The organism is Helicobacter pylori (assembly GCF_003637665.1).
GTDB lineage: Bacteria > Campylobacterota > Campylobacteria > Campylobacterales > Helicobacteraceae > Helicobacter > Helicobacter pylori_CK.
In genome coordinates, this window is sequence record NZ_MVWR01000003.1 from 81,507 (window position 1) to 96,346 (window position 14,840).

Consider the following 14,840-nt stretch of genomic DNA (forward strand, 5'->3'; position numbering starts at 1 on the left):
CATTTAATCACTTCAAAAACTCAGCGATGACTTCATTGTCTCTGGGTATAGGGAAGAAAATGTCAGTATTGGGCGAAATGAATACCCTGCTCCCCTCTCTAATGATGACAATGGGGGCGATTTTGCTCTTGTCTCTTAAAATTTGATTGACCACTTGGTTGATCCCCATACCGCTTTGCCTCATCAATTGCATTAAAAGATAATCCCCAAAGAAATTAGTCGCTTCTTCTTTATTGCCTCTATTGTTTAAAGCTGAAGTGATCCCAATCAATAAGCCGTTAGTGAGCGTAGAAAGTAATAGTGGCACGCCATAGCGTTGGAAGTTCCTTTCAATCAATTCCCCCACCAAGCCGTTATAACCTTTAATGTCCGCCCCTTTAGCGTTAGTGAGCATGATATTGATGCCATGGGGGGTGATGATCCTACTCCACACAATATCCAAGCGGTATTCGCCCATTTTGTTATTGTTGCTGTAATAACCTATGACTTTAGAACCTTTAGGGATTAAAACAGCCTTTCCCATGTGAGCGAAAATATCGCTCTCCACTTGCGCGATGACTTTACCAGCGATCTGGCTAGAAATAGGCGTGATCAAAAATGCAGGTATCATTTTATCCGCTGTAATGGTGCGTAAAAGCTTGTTTTCATTGGTGGCGATGTCTTTTTCTTTAAGGTTAGTAAAGCCATCGATCCCTTTAGGGTTATCCACTGGGAAAATCAAGTTTTCTTCGTAATTTTTAGGGTTTTGTTTGAAAGGGGTGATGCGAGAGGCCAATAAATCTAATTGTTTTAGAGAAAAGTCTTTTTTAGGGGAGGTTGTGTTTTCTTTTAGTTCTATGGGAGAGTTGGTAAGTTCTTTAGTTTCTTCTTTAGGAAGATTCATTTCTTTGGAATTTAGGGCTTTTAAAGCGACTTTGAGCTGTTCTTGTAAGGCTTTTATAGTAGCGTCTTTGGAGCTTTCTGTAGGGGTTGGTTGGAAGCTTGGAGTGAAAGTGTAATCCTGTAAGGGGTATTTCACCTCATCGTCATTTAAAAGAGCGGGTGGGTTGTTTAAGGGGGCTTTTGGCTTTTGGTGGTAGATTAAAGAAATTGTTGTAATCGTTACAAAACCCCCTGCAACAATCAACGCCCCTTTAAGCCATTTATTCATCTCTGCCCTTTGTTATCAAACGGATGCACAAATAGTCTTTGCCCAACCTTAAAGTCCATTTAGGCGAAACGTCTTCAGCGATAATGTAATCGCCCACAATCCTTGTATTCACCGGGTTATCATAGCCATCAACGACCTTATAAATCACCGGGAATTTAGAGAGCGCTAATCTTTTGTCAAATTTGAAATAAGTGAATTGTTTGTCGTTAAAAATTTCTTTAGGCATTAAAGAGAGTTTGGATTTTTTAGAGCATAGCCACAAACAATACCATTTCCTTTGGGAGCTTTTTAAGGCTTTATAGTTTCTTTGAATGTCTTTTTTAACGATTTTCATTGCATTGGTGTTATCGCCAATAGTTATGGCCTCTTCTTCTTTTTCTTTGGTTTCTTCTGTGGCTTTGGTTTCTTTTAAGGGTTTGTTAGCGTTTTCAAGGGTGTTTTCAGTAACATTTTCAGCTGTATTTTCTTTTTTAGGCTTCATGAAAGCGTTAGAATAATAATTCTTATCTTCTATAAAAACCTGTAAATTAGGGTGTTTGGAGCTAGTGAAAGTCGTAGAAAACACATAGAAAGAAAAAATCTTGCCCTCACTATCAATCACGCTGATATTAGAATCCACGCCAATTTGCAAAGGTTTGATGAGCAAAATGCGATCATTGCTTTCTAAGATTTTTGCATCAAAACCCACCTTATCCCCTAAAACAAAATCGCTAATGGGTTTTGAAAAAAACAATAAAGTCGCCATCGCATAGCGCAAGCGGATCTTATAAGTTTGCCCCTGAAAGTAATCAACGTTCAAAGTGTTGGACATTGTTGAGCGGTTTTTATTGAAAAAACTCCCTTGAATGGCGTTTAGATCCTGCATGGGGTGGTTTAAATTCGTGGGGGCTTTTTCGCTAAATTCTTCTAAAAAATCATCGGCCTTTAAAGCGCTAAAAACGAACGCAAGAATGAATAAAAATCTTTGCATCAATCGCTCTTATTTCTGGGTGCAATTTCAGTGATGCTATAACGAGTAACCTTAAAGCCGGTAGGGTTTTTAGGCATGGAAGCGTAATCAAAATCCGGAGCGTCAAAAACATAACTCATCACGATTTTATAACGCTTTTCATACACTAATTTGTTTTCATTCAAGAGTTTGGCGGCAATGGACACGCTTGCAATGGGGTTATTGTCTTGCTGATAGATCGCAATATTGACGATATGAACCTCTCTTTCTAAATGGCTTTGCGCGTAAATGCTGTTGTTGGTTTTAATCAAGTCTTCAAAGCGCTGCCACACTTTAGCATTGCTTTGCAAGCGCACCAGTTCATAGCGCGACTTATCGTCAATGCGATTAATACTCTCTCGGTTTAACACATACGCCCCAATGAGCGATCGGGCTAAGGCTTCATTACTAGAAATGCTTTTATCCGCTCTTTGGATAATGGCGTAATGCTTGTCCTGATTTAAAAAATCCACGAAATGGTGTTCGGTTTTTTGTAAGGGCAGGAGGCTGATTAAAACGATCGCTAAAACAAAAACGATAAAACTCATCAAGCCTAAGAGCTTGTAAGCGATTTTCAAGCGGTTCCTCTCCAGCCTAAACACGCTTTGCATGTCCAAATCGCTCACTGAAAAACTAGAAAGCTTGTTTTCTAAATGCTTTTCTTGATGGCTTAAAAGCTCTTCTAAATAGATCAACTGCTCGCTGTTGAAAGGCTTTTCTTTCATGCGAGATTTAACCTGTTTTCATATAATGTGCAAGGGCTTTTTTTCATCTCATGCACCTTACTGGTGCAACCAAAAAACACAAGTCCCATAATAACAAAAAAAATTCTCATTAAATTCCTATTTATTTAAATTTCATTTTTTGTATTTATTGTATCCTTTTTAACCTTTTTTTGCTTGAAATTTGGAATTTTTACATCTAATTGAGTGGTTTCTACCTTAAAAGTGGGGGAATGCGTTTCTTTTTCTTTAGAGACGCTTTCGCTTGTAGAAGCAGGAGCGCTAGAGGGAGTGGTAGTAACAGGTGGGGTAGTAATGTATTGCAAGGAAGTCAAAGCGTTTTGGCTGAGGTTAGCGCTCAAATTGGTGGCAAGTTTGTAAGTTTCTTTAAGGCTGTTTTGCACCCTAAACAAAGCGTTGATGAAAAAAGGCACGCCTATGATAAAAACGCAACACAAAAATAACGCTACCACCAATAAAAGGCTTAAGTCTTGTTTTTCTTGCATATGAGCGTCTATCAAAGCCTTAGTAACCGACACGTTCAAAAACCCCACCAACAACAAAAAAGGCTTGTAAAACCCAAGAGCGAAGCATTTTTTTAGGCACATAATCACAACGCTCCTCCAGGTTTTAAAAAACCCAAACGCTAAAAACAGCACCCCTAAAGAGCACCACACATGCACTTCTAAATACACTAAAATGATGATCGCAAACAGCACGCTCAAAAAAAGCGCTTGCAAAATGCTTAAAAAAAGCCACACAGACATTTCATTATGGCTCAAATCGCTGATGAAACTAAGGGCATAAAAACCATGATTAAAGATAAAATCTAAAGAAAGCGCGTGGTTAGAAAAGTTACTCAAGCTTTGAGAGAGGCTTTGAGTGATCATGTTAGGTGCAATAAAAATAGCGTTTTGAAACAATTCATAAAAGCGCGAAGGGTTTTTTAAAGCGTAATTAAAAAGCGCAAAAAACCCCACAAACAATAACGCTTCTGTTAGCACGCTGGTGCTGAAGAAATTCTGTTCTTTCAAACTCCTATAAGCAAAGAGCATGAACGCCAAAGCGACCACGCTATTAAACACCAATTGCGCATGCAAAGTGTAGAGAAAAAATTCAGCGAAACGCCCTAAAATCGCCGTTAAAGGCGTGATAAACCAAGAAAGGATAATCTCATAAGCGTCATTTTTCATCAATACTTCAACGGACTTTAATGTAAAATTCAAAGCCTTTACGCCAAACTAATAATTCAATTTTAGGCGCGCTTAACGCTTCTCTTAAAGCCTTCGGGTTGAACGAAACGCTTTTATGATTCACCCATAAAATCCTATCCCCAAGCTTTAAAAAATCCAAGCCTTTGGGCAAACGATTGCCTATTTTAGTGATGATAAAACGCCTATCTAAAGCGATGCCATAGCGCTCTAAAAAAGTGTCTTTGAGTAAAAACCCCCCGTAACGCTTATTGACTTTGAGCGTTACTTCTTTGATTTGGCGGTTTCGTTTGATTCTCACTTTGGCAAGGCTTTGGTATTTAAGATTGCTCACCACCCATTCAAACTCCGCTAACGAATGGATCTTGTAATCATTGATTGCTAGGATTTCATCGTTTTTTAAAAAAGGGTTTTTAGGGAAAAAGGGATCAAATTGCGCTACCACTAAACGCTTATGATGTTCTTCTAAACGCACCCCAATATCCCCATAATAAGGCTCTTGTTGGTTTAAAAAGCGCTTGATAAATTTCGTTTCTATAAAGCCATTCCCCCCTACCCCTAGCCCTAACATTTGATAGCAAATATTGCTGATAACGCCATTTTTTTGAGTCTTTTGTGAAATTTGAGCGTAGCGGTCATAGCCTTTTTGCCCCACTAATAATCGCGCTTCTAGGGCTTCTTTATCCCCTATGCTAGCCATAGGCCTTATAAGGGCGTCTCTGTCTAATTCCCTTAATGTATAAACATACTCGCTTGGCGCGCTTTGCAACAAATACAACCCTACAAAGGGATCGGATTTGATGACTTTGGCGTGTTTAGGGTAGGTTTTGGAATAATATAAATACACGCCTTTAGGCAATTCTTTTAAAGCCACGCCCCCTTTTTGAAGGCTCGCTTTTTGAAAAAACGCCTGACAATGCCTGAAATCATAAGCCCCTAAGCCATTCACAAAAAACACTAGAACGATAAGGGCTTTGTGAAACATCACAACTTGGTAAAATTCCCCAACATTTTAAAGGCTAAGTTTTTTCTATTTTCGTCCACATTTTTATACCCGTCATTCAAAGCGCTCATCAAATAGATTTGCATCGCTTCTTTATCTTCTAACAGGCTGTCATCAATTTGCAAATCCACCAACTCCCCCACCCCATTAAAACTCACGCTCACCATTCCCCCACCGCTTTTGGAAGTGTAAATCGTTTCTTTATTTTGTTCTTCTAGTTGAGAAAATTCTTTTTTCACGCCGTCTAATAACCCGCTCAATTGACTAAAATCCATATCCAACCTTTTATTTTTCTAAAATTTCATTCTTTTCATTGACTAACACAATGCACGGCTTGTGTGCATTCATTTCCTCTTCATTCATGCTCGCATAAGCTAAAATGATCACCACATCGCCTATGGCTACCTTTCTCGCTGCTGCACCATTGACGCAAATTTCGCCCCTTTTTTTCCCTAAAATCACATAGGTGCTGAAGCGTTCGCCATTATTAATATTAACGATTTCCACTTTCATGCCCTCTCTAAGTTTAGCGAGCTTGGCTAAATTTTCATCTATGGTGATCGAGCCCACATAGTTGAGGTTAGCGTCCGTGATAGTCGCTCTGTGGATTTTGCTATAAAGCATTTCAAAAGTCATTTTCTTTCACCTTTTGCGCACGCTTGATTTCTTTCAAAACCAACTGATTGTTTTCTAACAAGCAAGCGATCTTGCAAGGTTTTTTAAACGATTGCAAGAGCAGCATGTCGCTTAATTTAGTTTTGATTTCATGGTGGATGATTTTTTTAATTTCTCTCGCTCCCAAAGTCGTTTGATAGCTCTTTTGCGCGATAAATTTCACCACTTCTTTATGGAAATTTAAAGTTATATCTTGCTCTAATGCTAAAGCTTTGAGTTTGTCTAATTCCACCCAAACAATGCGTTCAAAATCCTCCAAACTCAGCGCTCTAAAAGGCACAATCGCATCAATCCTGGAGCGTAATTCAGGGGTTAAAAGCTCTTTAATGGCTCTATCATACTTGGTGTTTTTAGCGCTAAAAAACCCTAGCGTATCCTTATCCTTACTCCCCACATTTGAAGTCATAATCAATATCACATGCTTAAAACTCGCCTTGTTGCCTAGATTATCGCTCAAAGTGGCGTTATCCATCACTTGCAACAACAAATCATACACATTAGAATGGGCCTTTTCTATCTCGTCTAAAAGCAACAAACAATGCGGGTGTTTTTTGATCGCATTCACCAATAACCCCCCTTGTTCAAACCCCACATAACCGCTAGGGCTACCGATAAGCTTTGCCACGCTATGGGCTTCTTTGTATTCGCTCATGTCAAAGCGTTCAAAATGCAAATCCAAATTCAAGGCCAATTCTTTAGCCAACTCCGTTTTCCCCACCCCACTAGGCCCCACAAATAAAAAGCTCCCCACAGGCTTATTTTTAGAAGAAAGCCCACAATGTTGGATTTTAATCGCATTGCTGATGAGGTTGATCGCTTCTGTTTGGGCAAAAATCTTATTTTTTAGCGATTTTTCCAAGTTCCTTAAAAGGGCTTTTTTATCGCCGCTCAAACGCATTTTAGGGATTTTAAGTTTTAATGCAAGCGTTTCTTGCACATCATCAACGCTGATTTTTTTACCTTTTTTGGGGTTAATCTTTTTCCTTGATCCCACCTCATCTAATAATTCAATCGCCTTATCCGGCAAAAATTTATCATGCATGTAATAACTCGTTAAATCCACGCATGCCTTAAACACGCTCTCATCATAACGCACTTGGTGGTGCTCTTCATAAAGGGGGGCAATCTTTTTTAAAATCAAATAGCACGCTTCTTTAGAAGGCTCTTCAACATTCACTATAGAAAAACGCCGGTTAAAAGCCTTGTCTTTTTCAAACACGCTGCGGTATTCTTCAAAAGTGGTCGCTCCTAAGCATTTCAAGCTCCCATCGGTTAAGAGCGGTTTTAACATATTCGCCGCATCCAAGCTCCCAGCGTTACTGCTCCCTGCACCTAAAAGGGTGTGGATTTCATCAATGAATAAAATGATACGGCCGTTTTGTTGGATCTCTTTGATCGTTTTTTTCAAGCGTTTTTCAAAATCCCCTCTGTATTTCGCCCCGGCCACCATTAAAGCTAAATCTAAAGAATAAATTTCATAATCTTGTAAAAATTCCGGCACTTCTTTATGGGCGATTTTTAAAGCTAAAGCTTCAGCGATGGAGGTTTTGCCTACCCCTGCTTCGCCAATTAAAAGCGGGTTATTTTTTTTGCGCCGCCCTAAAATTTCTATGACCCTTAAAATTTCTTCTTCCCTCCCAATGACCGGATCTAAAGCGTTATCTTGAGCTAAAGCGCTCAAATTTTTAGCGTATTTTTTTAGGGCGTTATTTTTGGGCGTTTCTTCAGCTTCATTAAGAATGGTATCCGTAAAATTATCCAATTCCAACAAAGCAGACTTGAAATACGAACGAGTGATACCAAAACTATCCATGAGTTTTGAAGCGTAGCAATCGGTGTGTTCTAGCATGAAAATCAGCAATTCTTCCACGCCCACGCTCTCTAAATAACTCACATGCATTTTCTTAAACACTCTTGATAGCACAAAACTCCTGTCCGGTATTTTGGCTGGATCGTTCTTTAAGGGGATATATTGCAACAAATAGTCTTTAAGGATTTGTTTTAATTTATCATAGTCATCTCTTTCTAAAGCGCCAATAATCTTTTCCCCGCTCTCATGTTCTAAAATGACTAGTAGCACATGCTCTGTGGTGCAAAGGGCATGGTTAAGATCCAAGGCTAAATTTAAAGCTTGGTTTAGAACTTCATTGAGATCTTGATTGAATTTAGCCATTATTTTATCTCTTCTACCAATAATTTTAAGGGGAGATCTAGCTCTCTGGCTTTGTCCTTAACCCATGCTGCCCTATGCCTAGCAATATCATAGGGATAGACGCCACAAACCCCACAGCCATCACGATGGATGCTTGATGTGAGATCTTTGGCCTCTTCTAAAGACTTGTCAAAAAAATCCCTCAAAGCAGAGATCACAAATTCCGCTGTCGTAATGGGGTCATCAACCATGATCACTTGCGCCATGGTGGGGGTGGGTATGTTATACATTTTCATGCTGCTTATCCATGCTACTTGGCTACTTGGCGATCACAACAGGGATACTGGATTGTTCAACCAAGCTATTTTGGTGCGAAATGAACAAACGATACAACAAATTGGATTCGCTCGCCCCGATCAATAACAAATCATAATCCTTAGCCATTTCCAAAACCACATCAATCAAATCACCGCTTTTTAGAACGCTCTCGCACTCTATATTTTCTTTTTTGAAAGCGTCTTCAAATTGCTTTAACAAAGCCTTAGCTTTTTCTTCTTCTAAGGCTTCTGTCTGGCCGTAATCCATCATCCCGCTCTCGCTATAAATAAACACCTCCATGCTCACATGCAATAGAGTGAAACGGACCTCTTTAAGCGAATGGGCTAATTTGACAGCGAATTTAATAGCGTTATAGCATTCTTGCGTGTCGCTAATCCCAAATAAAATATTCATAAGAACCAACCTTAAATGGAGTTTTGATATTATACCAAGATAAACCCTAATTACCGCTGAAAGCTCAAGGATAAAGCGCTATAATATGGCTCAAAAAAGGCATGAAATGCTATTGAATTACGATTTTTTAGAATTTGTTGATGAGCCACAAAGAAACACTTCTTTATCTTTGACAGCATCTATTGATAAAGCGTTAGCGGACAAGAAATTAGCAAGACAAAATAAACCTAGCGTTAGGGTGCTTGGCAAGGCGATGCCCTTAAGCAAGTTTTTAGATGCGGTTGGCGATGAAATCTCACGACTTAAATATGATATGAGCCACAAGACTATTAAAGGTTCTACAATTGAGAGTTCTAATCTTATCAGCATTTATAAAAAGATTGCGAGCGGACTACCTTTTGGGACTATCTCGGCGTTTAGACCTTTTAAAGACGCTTTTTATAAAGACTTTACTGAAAAAGAACAAAACGCTCTAATCTATGCCTATAAGAGCGGAGCAGACCCTAAAAATGCTGACATAATAGCTCAATATTGGTTAAGTAACTCTGTGGATTTAGACCCATACGACCCTATTAAAGTTGTAGATTTCTTTTACCCACAACCTGAAAATGGTAAAGAGACCACAAAATTTAAAAATTACAAAGATATGATTAAGAACATTTATGCGACACTCTATAACAAATTAGGAAATTTTTATGCAGACAAATTCTTTAAGAAAAACGCCACAATGAGAGACCTTATGTCTAGTGATAAATTTGTTGAGAGGTATCGCTACACTAGAAAAGAAAATATGGCAAGGACACAACAGCTAAAAGACATAATGAATATTGATAGAGACTTTATTGGTTACATTGAAGTGTTAGGATATTGGAAAGACAACCCTAAAGACAATATTTTACCAGACAAAGAGGTTAGCTTTTTCGTATTCCAAAACGAACCTAGTAGCACATTTGATTTGAAAAACCACTTATTGATATGGGGAAAACAATTCAGACAAGCAGCGATTTGCTATGGCGGACAATTGATGGCTAATAAGAATAAGACTTATAGGATAGATTTGATAAGCTCTAGCCCTAATAGTTTTGGTAAAGTATGGGCTAAATTCACAGGGATTAAATTTTCAGTTCCTAGCGACTTACCACAAGCTCTCACACGCATAAATGACAGCGTTTATACTTTTCTCTCTAGGTATAAAGAGGGTATCGGTCTTAATAAACTCGCTATGAATAAAGTCGTTAAGACAGAATTAAAAGCGACTTGTATGCCTTTTGATTACTCTAAATTGGGTATAGAGACTATTGGCGAGGACATTAGAAGCAATATTAAGGCATTACAGAAAATCACTCGTGGGTATGGACACCCTAAAGAGTTCTTTTTGGACGCAATGATAGAGAGACAGGAAAATGCGATTAAACGCATAGAAGCACGAAAATGTGCGGTAAGCGATGACTTCAAACAAGGTATGAAGCGAAACATTCAAGTCAATAACCTTGTCAAAGCAATGAAACAAGGCAAAAAAGCGAGTAAAAGACTGATAGCGAGCGTGCTTGCTAACACCACCGACACCGATGCAGGTTATTGTTTCATCTCACCGACAGATTTAGCGACACAGCTTAACAACATCAGCCCAAGACTATCTAAAAGCATCGTTACCGCTATTGAACAAGCAGAGGGGACACGACTAACTTACGCTTTAATTGACAAGTTTTCGTATAACTCGCTCCACAATATCTTAAATTTCATTTTTGATATTGATAACCCTTTGAGCGACCAATCGTTTAACCAACTAGTAATTGAAGTCCCAAGAGAAGCGCTAAAAAATGTGAAGTTACCACAAGTTAAAAAGGTATTGACCGCTCAAATCTTTGATGGGGCTTATCGCTTTAGGGGCGATGATTTTAAATTTAAAGGTTAAACCATGCTCTTTATCAGCGCGACTAACACTAACGCCGGCAAAACCACATGCGCTAGGCTATTAGCCCGATATTGCAATACTTGCGGCGTTAAAACGATTTTGTTAAAACCCATTGAAACCGGCGTTAATGATGCAATCAATCATTCTAGCGATGTGCATTTATTCTTGCAAGATAACCGCCTTTTAGACAGCTCTTTAACTTTAAACGACATTTCATTCTATCGTTATCATAAAGCTTCAGCCCCTCTCATCGCCCAACAAGAAGAAGATCCAAACGCCCCTATTGACACCCATCATTTAATCCAACGCATCCACCATTTCACCAAAACTTACGATTTAGTCATCGTTGAAGGGGCTGGGGGGTTATGCGTGCCTATCACTTTAGAAGAAAACATGCTGGATTTCGCCATGAAATTAAAAGCCAAAACGCTTTTGATTAGCCATGACAATTTGGGCTTAATCAACGATTGTTTGTTGAATGACTTTTTATTGAAATCCCACAAAATGGATTATCAAATCGCTATCAATTTAAGAGAAAACAACACCGCTTTTCATAGTATCAGTTTGCCTTATATTGAGCTTTTTAATGAGCGATCCAATAACCCCATTGTGATTTTTCAAAAAAGTTTGAAAAACTTAATGAGTTTTGCCCTTAAATAAGGAGCGAACCGATCGCACGCTAATAAAATACCCCCCAAGCAATAAAGCGTATAAAATCCAGCTAAAAATGGGTTTTGACACTTCAGCGCTCTCTTTTAAGGGCTTTATAAAAATCACATTAGGGAACATGTTAAACAAATTGATCCGCCAGCCATAGTATTGCACTTCCACTTGTTGGTTGACTAAGCTTTGAGCAAGGGCCGAAATATCAGCCGAATTAAACTTAAAATAGTAAGGGAAGCCAAAGCGCGTGTCTTCGTTACGATAAACGGTCACGCTTTTTTGATCCTTAGGGTCGTAAGTTTGCACAAAATAGACATCTCTAGCAAGGGTTTTTGTTTCCTTATTGGGCGTGTTTTCATTTTCATTCATTCTTTTGACTTCCACCCCACTAATGACAGCCACGCTATAATGGGGCATGCAATAGCTTGCCACGAGCATGAGCGCTAAAAAGATCACCGTTAAAATGAACAAAACCACATTACGCACAAATTTTATCAACTTTATTCCTTATGATAGTATTAGCCTAATTGCATTCAAACGCCATTAAGAGCTTAAAAACGCTTCTTTACATGTGCTCAATCATCACGCTAGCGAATTCAGAGCATTTGACTTCTTTAGCCCCATCCATCAAACGAGCGAAATCATAAGTGACTTTCTTGCTCTTAATCGCTTTTTCCATAGCAGAAACGATCAAATCAGCCGCTTCCACCCAGCCCATATGCCTTAACATCATTTCCGCGCTCAAAATAATAGACCCCGGATTGACTTTATCTAGCCCGGCGTATTTAGGAGCGGTGCCATGGGTGGCTTCAAACATGCCCACCGTGTCATTGAGATTCGCCCCAGGAGCGATCCCAATGCCCCCTACCATCGCCGCTAATGCATCAGAGATATAATCTCCGTTTAAATTCATGGTCGCAATGACGCTGTATTCACTAGGGCGCAAAAGGATTTGTTGCAAAAACGCATCAGCGATCATGTCTTTAATGATGATTTCTTTACCGGTTTTAGGGTTTTTCAAAGAACACCATGGACCTTTGTCAATGACTTGAGCGTTAAATTCTTTTTGAGCGAGCGCATAGCCCCATTTCATGAACGCCCCTTCGGTGTATTTCATAATGTTACCTTTATGCACAAAAGTTACGCTTGGCTTGTCGTTATCAATGGCGTATTCAATCGCTTTCCTCACCAACCTTTCTGTGCCTTCTTTACTGATGGGTTTTACCCCTATGCCGCTGCTTTCAGGGAAACGGATTTTTTTAACCTTTAACTCGTTTTGTAAAAAATGGATGAGTTTTTTCGCTTCTGCGCTGCCTTCTTGCCATTCAATGCCCGCATAAATGTCTTCAGAATTTTCTCTAAAAATCACCATATCCACTTTTTGTGGTTCTTTAACTGGACTCGGACTCCCATACCACCTTACCGGCCTCAAGCACACATACAGATCCATTTTTTGGCGTAACGCTACATTCAAAGATCTAAACCCCTCACCAATAGGCGTGGTCAAAGGCCCTTTAATAGAAACTTTATAATGGTTGATCGCTTCAATAGTGTCCGGTAAGAGCCATTGCTCTTCGGGGCTTAATTCCTTATGATCTTTAAATTTTTGATAGCATTTTTCGCCCACAAACACTTCATACCATGCGACTTTTTTCTCGCCCTTATAAGCCTTTTGAACCGCGCTATCCACCACTTTAATCATCGCAGGGGTAATATCTGATCCAATGCCATCGCCCTCAATGAAAGGGATAATGGGGTAATTTGGCACATGCAATTTGTTGTCTTTAATCGTAATTTCTTCGCCCTCTTTAGGCTTTTGTAAAATTTTAGGGTTGTAAGCCATCTCTCAATCCTTTTTATAAAATTTAAGTAACTATACTAGCGCAAAAATACTATATAACCCTTAAAAATCTTTTTTTGAATGCGTGTTTAAAAGTAGCGGTTGGAAATAACTTGAAAAAACGAAAATGTTTTTTAAAAGAAATCATTTAATTTTTTGGCTTATAATTAGGAGTTGAATATTATCAAAACTTAAGGGAATCACAATGTCTGTTACTTTAATCAATAATGAAAATAATGAATGCTATGAATTTGAAACAATTGAATGCACTCGTGGGCCTAAAGCGGTGGATTTTTCCAAGCTTTTTGAAACGACCGGGTTTTTTTCCTACGATCCAGGGTATTCTTCTACCGCCGGGTGTCAATCTAAAATCAGCTATATCAACGGCAAAAAAGGCGAATTGTATTACAGAGGGCACAGAATAGAAGATTTAGTCGCCAAATACAAATATGTAGATGTGTGCAGACTCTTACTCACAGGGGAATTACCCAAAAATCAAGATGAAAGCTTGAAATTTGAACTGGAACTACGCCACAGAAGCTTTGTGCATGAGAGCTTACTCAACATGTTTTCAGCCTTCCCTAGTAACGCCCACCCTATGGCGAAACTCTCTAGCGGTGTGTCTATTTTATCCACCCTTTATTCCACGCACCAAAACATGCACACTGAAGAAGATTACCAAACGATGGCCAGAAGAATTGTCGCTAAAATCCCCACGCTTGCGGCTATTTGCTATCGTAACGAAGTGGGAGCGCCCATTATTTATCCGGATATCGCACGCTCTTATGTGGAAAATATCCTTTTCATGCTAAGAGGGTATCCTTATAGCCGCTTAAAACACACCACTCAAGGCGAGGTGGAAATTACGCCCCTAGAAGTGGAAGCCTTTGATAAAATCCTAACCTTACACGCCGATCATGGGCAAAACGCTTCTTCTACCACGGTAAGGAATGTCGCTAGCACCGGCGTGCATCCTTATGCAGCCATTAGCGCGGGCATTAGCGCTTTATGGGGGCATTTGCATGGCGGAGCGAATGAAAAAGTGCTTATCCAATTAGAAGAGATCGGTGATGTGAAAAATGTGGATAAATACATCGCAAGAGTGAAAGACAAAAACGACAGCTTCAAACTCATGGGCTTTGGGCATAGGGTGTATAAGAGTTACGATCCGCGTGCTAAAATCCTCAAAGGCTTGAAAGATGAATTGCATAAAAAGGGCGTTAAAATGGACGAACGCTTGAGCGAAATCGCTGCTAAAGTGGAAGAAATCGCCCTGAAAGATGAGTATTTCATTGAAAGGAATCTCTACCCTAATGTGGATTTTTACTCCGGCACTATTTTAAGGGCTTTAAAAATCCCAGTGCGTTTTTTCACGCCGGTTTTTGTCATTGGTAGGACCGTGGGTTGGTGCGCGCAACTTTTAGAGCATATCAAAAGCCCGCAAGCCAGGATCACGCGCCCAAGACAAGTCTATATGGGGAAATAAAATCTCAAAATGTTTTAGCGTTTTTAGTAAAAAGCTTGCACAAGCGCTAATAAGAAAAGCTTGACGCTAGTCAAGCGATAACTTGATTAAAAAGCGCTCTTCTTAGGGGGTATTAAGGGGGTTGTAGGGAGAATGTTTTCAAATACCCCCTATCCCCTTAAGAAAATGAGCTTTAAAATAAAAACCCCTTTTTTATAGTTACTCCTATTCAAACAACCCCATTTCTTTAAAAATCATTTTCATTGGTTTAATATTTGTTTAGAAACGCTACAAAAACCTTTTTTTTTTTTTTTTGAAAGGGCA

At 39.2% G+C, this 14,840-nt stretch carries 16 protein-coding genes; 3 read left to right on the forward strand and 13 right to left on the reverse strand.

Annotated features, from left to right (window positions below; genetic code table 11):
* Positions 1 to 7: 7 nt before the first annotated feature.
* Genes EAL49_RS03175 through EAL49_RS03225 form a run of 11 tightly spaced genes read right to left on the reverse strand, consistent with a single transcriptional unit; the run spans position 8 to position 8,633 of the window.
* Positions 8 to 1,150 carry a DNA type IV secretion system protein ComB10 gene (locus EAL49_RS03175; RefSeq protein WP_120828895.1) on the reverse strand — a complete coding sequence of 381 codons (1,143 nt, stop codon included), beginning with the start codon at positions 1,148 to 1,150 and terminating at the stop codon, positions 8 to 10.
* The gene (locus EAL49_RS03180) at positions 1,143 to 2,120 is read right to left on the reverse strand and encodes a TrbG/VirB9 family P-type conjugative transfer protein (RefSeq protein WP_033617993.1); all 978 of its coding nucleotides are present in this window, start codon (positions 2,118 to 2,120) and stop codon (positions 1,143 to 1,145) included. The genes EAL49_RS03175 and EAL49_RS03180 overlap by 8 nt, the downstream gene beginning before the upstream one ends.
* Complete coding sequence (locus tag EAL49_RS03185) at positions 2,120 to 2,863, reverse strand: VirB8 family type IV secretion system protein (RefSeq protein WP_120828897.1); 744 nt, start codon at positions 2,861 to 2,863, stop codon at positions 2,120 to 2,122. The genes EAL49_RS03180 and EAL49_RS03185 overlap by 1 nt, the downstream gene beginning before the upstream one ends.
* The gene (locus EAL49_RS03190; protein ID WP_001217873.1) at positions 2,860 to 2,973 is read right to left on the reverse strand and encodes a hypothetical protein; all 114 of its coding nucleotides are present in this window, start codon (positions 2,971 to 2,973) and stop codon (positions 2,860 to 2,862) included. The genes EAL49_RS03185 and EAL49_RS03190 overlap by 4 nt, the downstream gene beginning before the upstream one ends.
* A 15-nt stretch (positions 2,974 to 2,988) precedes the next feature.
* Positions 2,989 to 4,053: a type IV secretion system protein gene (locus EAL49_RS03195; RefSeq protein ID WP_120828899.1), complete on the reverse strand. Its 1,065-nt coding sequence runs from the start codon at positions 4,051 to 4,053 to the stop codon at positions 2,989 to 2,991.
* 7 nt (positions 4,054 to 4,060) lie between these two features.
* A complete protein-coding gene (locus EAL49_RS03200) occupies positions 4,061 to 5,056 on the reverse strand; it encodes a PDZ domain-containing protein (RefSeq protein WP_120828901.1) in 996 nt (331 codons plus the stop codon).
* Positions 5,056 to 5,349, reverse strand: a complete 294-nt coding sequence (locus tag EAL49_RS03205) for a YbaB/EbfC family nucleoid-associated protein (RefSeq protein WP_000347932.1) — start codon at positions 5,347 to 5,349, stop codon at positions 5,056 to 5,058. The genes EAL49_RS03200 and EAL49_RS03205 overlap by 1 nt, the downstream gene beginning before the upstream one ends.
* Positions 5,350 to 5,359: 10 nt before the next feature.
* On the reverse strand, positions 5,360 to 5,710 hold the full coding sequence (gene panD / locus EAL49_RS03210) for an aspartate 1-decarboxylase (protein ID WP_000142294.1): 351 nt from the start codon (positions 5,708 to 5,710) through the stop codon (positions 5,360 to 5,362).
* Positions 5,700 to 7,922, reverse strand: a complete 2,223-nt coding sequence (locus EAL49_RS03215) for an AAA family ATPase (RefSeq protein ID WP_120828903.1) — start codon at positions 7,920 to 7,922, stop codon at positions 5,700 to 5,702. The genes panD and EAL49_RS03215 overlap by 11 nt, the downstream gene beginning before the upstream one ends.
* Positions 7,922 to 8,197 carry an ATP-dependent Clp protease adaptor ClpS gene (locus EAL49_RS03220; RefSeq protein ID WP_000784910.1) on the reverse strand — a complete coding sequence of 92 codons (276 nt, stop codon included), beginning with the start codon at positions 8,195 to 8,197 and terminating at the stop codon, positions 7,922 to 7,924. Before EAL49_RS03220 ends, EAL49_RS03215 begins: the two co-directional genes overlap by 1 nt.
* A gap of 22 nt (positions 8,198 to 8,219) precedes the next feature.
* Entirely contained in the window at positions 8,220 to 8,633 is a 414-nt protein-coding gene (locus EAL49_RS03225) for a universal stress protein (RefSeq protein ID WP_001023008.1), read from the reverse strand.
* A gap of 106 nt (positions 8,634 to 8,739) precedes the next feature.
* Between EAL49_RS03225 and EAL49_RS03230 the strand changes: the two genes are divergently transcribed.
* Together EAL49_RS03230 and bioD are read left to right on the forward strand one after the other, a co-directional pair.
* Positions 8,740 to 10,548 (forward strand): hypothetical protein, encoded by a 1,809-nt coding sequence (locus EAL49_RS03230; RefSeq protein ID WP_120829060.1) that lies wholly within the window; start codon positions 8,740 to 8,742, stop codon positions 10,546 to 10,548.
* A 3-nt stretch (positions 10,549 to 10,551) separates the two neighbouring features.
* Complete coding sequence (bioD, locus tag EAL49_RS03235; RefSeq protein ID WP_120828905.1) at positions 10,552 to 11,208, forward strand: dethiobiotin synthase; 657 nt, start codon at positions 10,552 to 10,554, stop codon at positions 11,206 to 11,208.
* Here the strand turns inward: bioD and EAL49_RS03240 are convergent.
* Together EAL49_RS03240 and icd are read right to left on the reverse strand one after the other, a co-directional pair.
* On the reverse strand, positions 11,185 to 11,709 hold the full coding sequence (locus EAL49_RS03240; protein ID WP_033759044.1) for a DUF1523 family protein: 525 nt from the start codon (positions 11,707 to 11,709) through the stop codon (positions 11,185 to 11,187). The two genes, bioD and EAL49_RS03240, sit on opposite strands and share 24 nt — an antisense overlap.
* A gap of 67 nt (positions 11,710 to 11,776) precedes the next feature.
* Positions 11,777 to 13,054: an isocitrate dehydrogenase (NADP(+)) gene (icd, locus tag EAL49_RS03245; RefSeq protein WP_120828909.1), complete on the reverse strand. Its 1,278-nt coding sequence runs from the start codon at positions 13,052 to 13,054 to the stop codon at positions 11,777 to 11,779.
* A gap of 202 nt (positions 13,055 to 13,256) precedes the next feature.
* Here icd and EAL49_RS03250 point away from each other — a divergent pair, with 202 nt between their 5' ends.
* A complete protein-coding gene (locus EAL49_RS03250) occupies positions 13,257 to 14,537 on the forward strand; it encodes a citrate synthase (RefSeq protein WP_120828911.1) in 1,281 nt (426 codons plus the stop codon).
* Positions 14,538 to 14,840: the final 303 nt, after the last annotated feature.

What these genes read in the sequence shown, in the direction of transcription:
- EAL49_RS03180 (WP_033617993.1), bottom strand. Translation starts at nt 2,120, where the DNA reads ATGCAAAGATTTTTATTCATTCTTGCGTTCGTTTTTAGCGCTTTAAAG.
- EAL49_RS03225 (WP_001023008.1), bottom strand. Translation starts at nt 8,633, where the DNA reads ATGAATATTTTATTTGGGATTAGCGACACGCAAGAATGCTATAACGCT.
- panD (WP_000142294.1), bottom strand. Translation starts at nt 5,710, where the DNA reads ATGACTTTTGAAATGCTTTATAGCAAAATCCACAGAGCGACTATCACG.
- EAL49_RS03215 (WP_120828903.1), bottom strand. Translation starts at nt 7,922, where the DNA reads ATGGCTAAATTCAATCAAGATCTCAATGAAGTTCTAAACCAAGCTTTA.
- EAL49_RS03205 (WP_000347932.1), bottom strand. Translation starts at nt 5,349, where the DNA reads ATGGATTTTAGTCAATTGAGCGGGTTATTAGACGGCGTGAAAAAAGAA.
- EAL49_RS03185 (WP_120828897.1), bottom strand. Translation starts at nt 2,863, where the DNA reads ATGAAAGAAAAGCCTTTCAACAGCGAGCAGTTGATCTATTTAGAAGAG.
- EAL49_RS03220 (WP_000784910.1), bottom strand. Translation starts at nt 8,197, where the DNA reads ATGAAAATGTATAACATACCCACCCCCACCATGGCGCAAGTGATCATG.
- icd (WP_120828909.1), bottom strand. Translation starts at nt 13,054, where the DNA reads ATGGCTTACAACCCTAAAATTTTACAAAAGCCTAAAGAGGGCGAAGAA.
- EAL49_RS03175 (WP_120828895.1), bottom strand. Translation starts at nt 1,150, where the DNA reads ATGAATAAATGGCTTAAAGGGGCGTTGATTGTTGCAGGGGGTTTTGTA.
- EAL49_RS03190 (WP_001217873.1), bottom strand. Translation starts at nt 2,973, where the DNA reads ATGAGAATTTTTTTTGTTATTATGGGACTTGTGTTTTTTGGTTGCACC.
- EAL49_RS03195 (WP_120828899.1), bottom strand. Translation starts at nt 4,053, where the DNA reads ATGAAAAATGACGCTTATGAGATTATCCTTTCTTGGTTTATCACGCCT.
- EAL49_RS03200 (WP_120828901.1), bottom strand. Translation starts at nt 5,056, where the DNA reads ATGTTTCACAAAGCCCTTATCGTTCTAGTGTTTTTTGTGAATGGCTTA.
- EAL49_RS03230 (WP_120829060.1), top strand. Translation starts at nt 8,740, where the DNA reads ATGCTATTGAATTACGATTTTTTAGAATTTGTTGATGAGCCACAAAGA.
- bioD (WP_120828905.1), top strand. Translation starts at nt 10,552, where the DNA reads ATGCTCTTTATCAGCGCGACTAACACTAACGCCGGCAAAACCACATGC.
- EAL49_RS03250 (WP_120828911.1), top strand. Translation starts at nt 13,257, where the DNA reads ATGTCTGTTACTTTAATCAATAATGAAAATAATGAATGCTATGAATTT.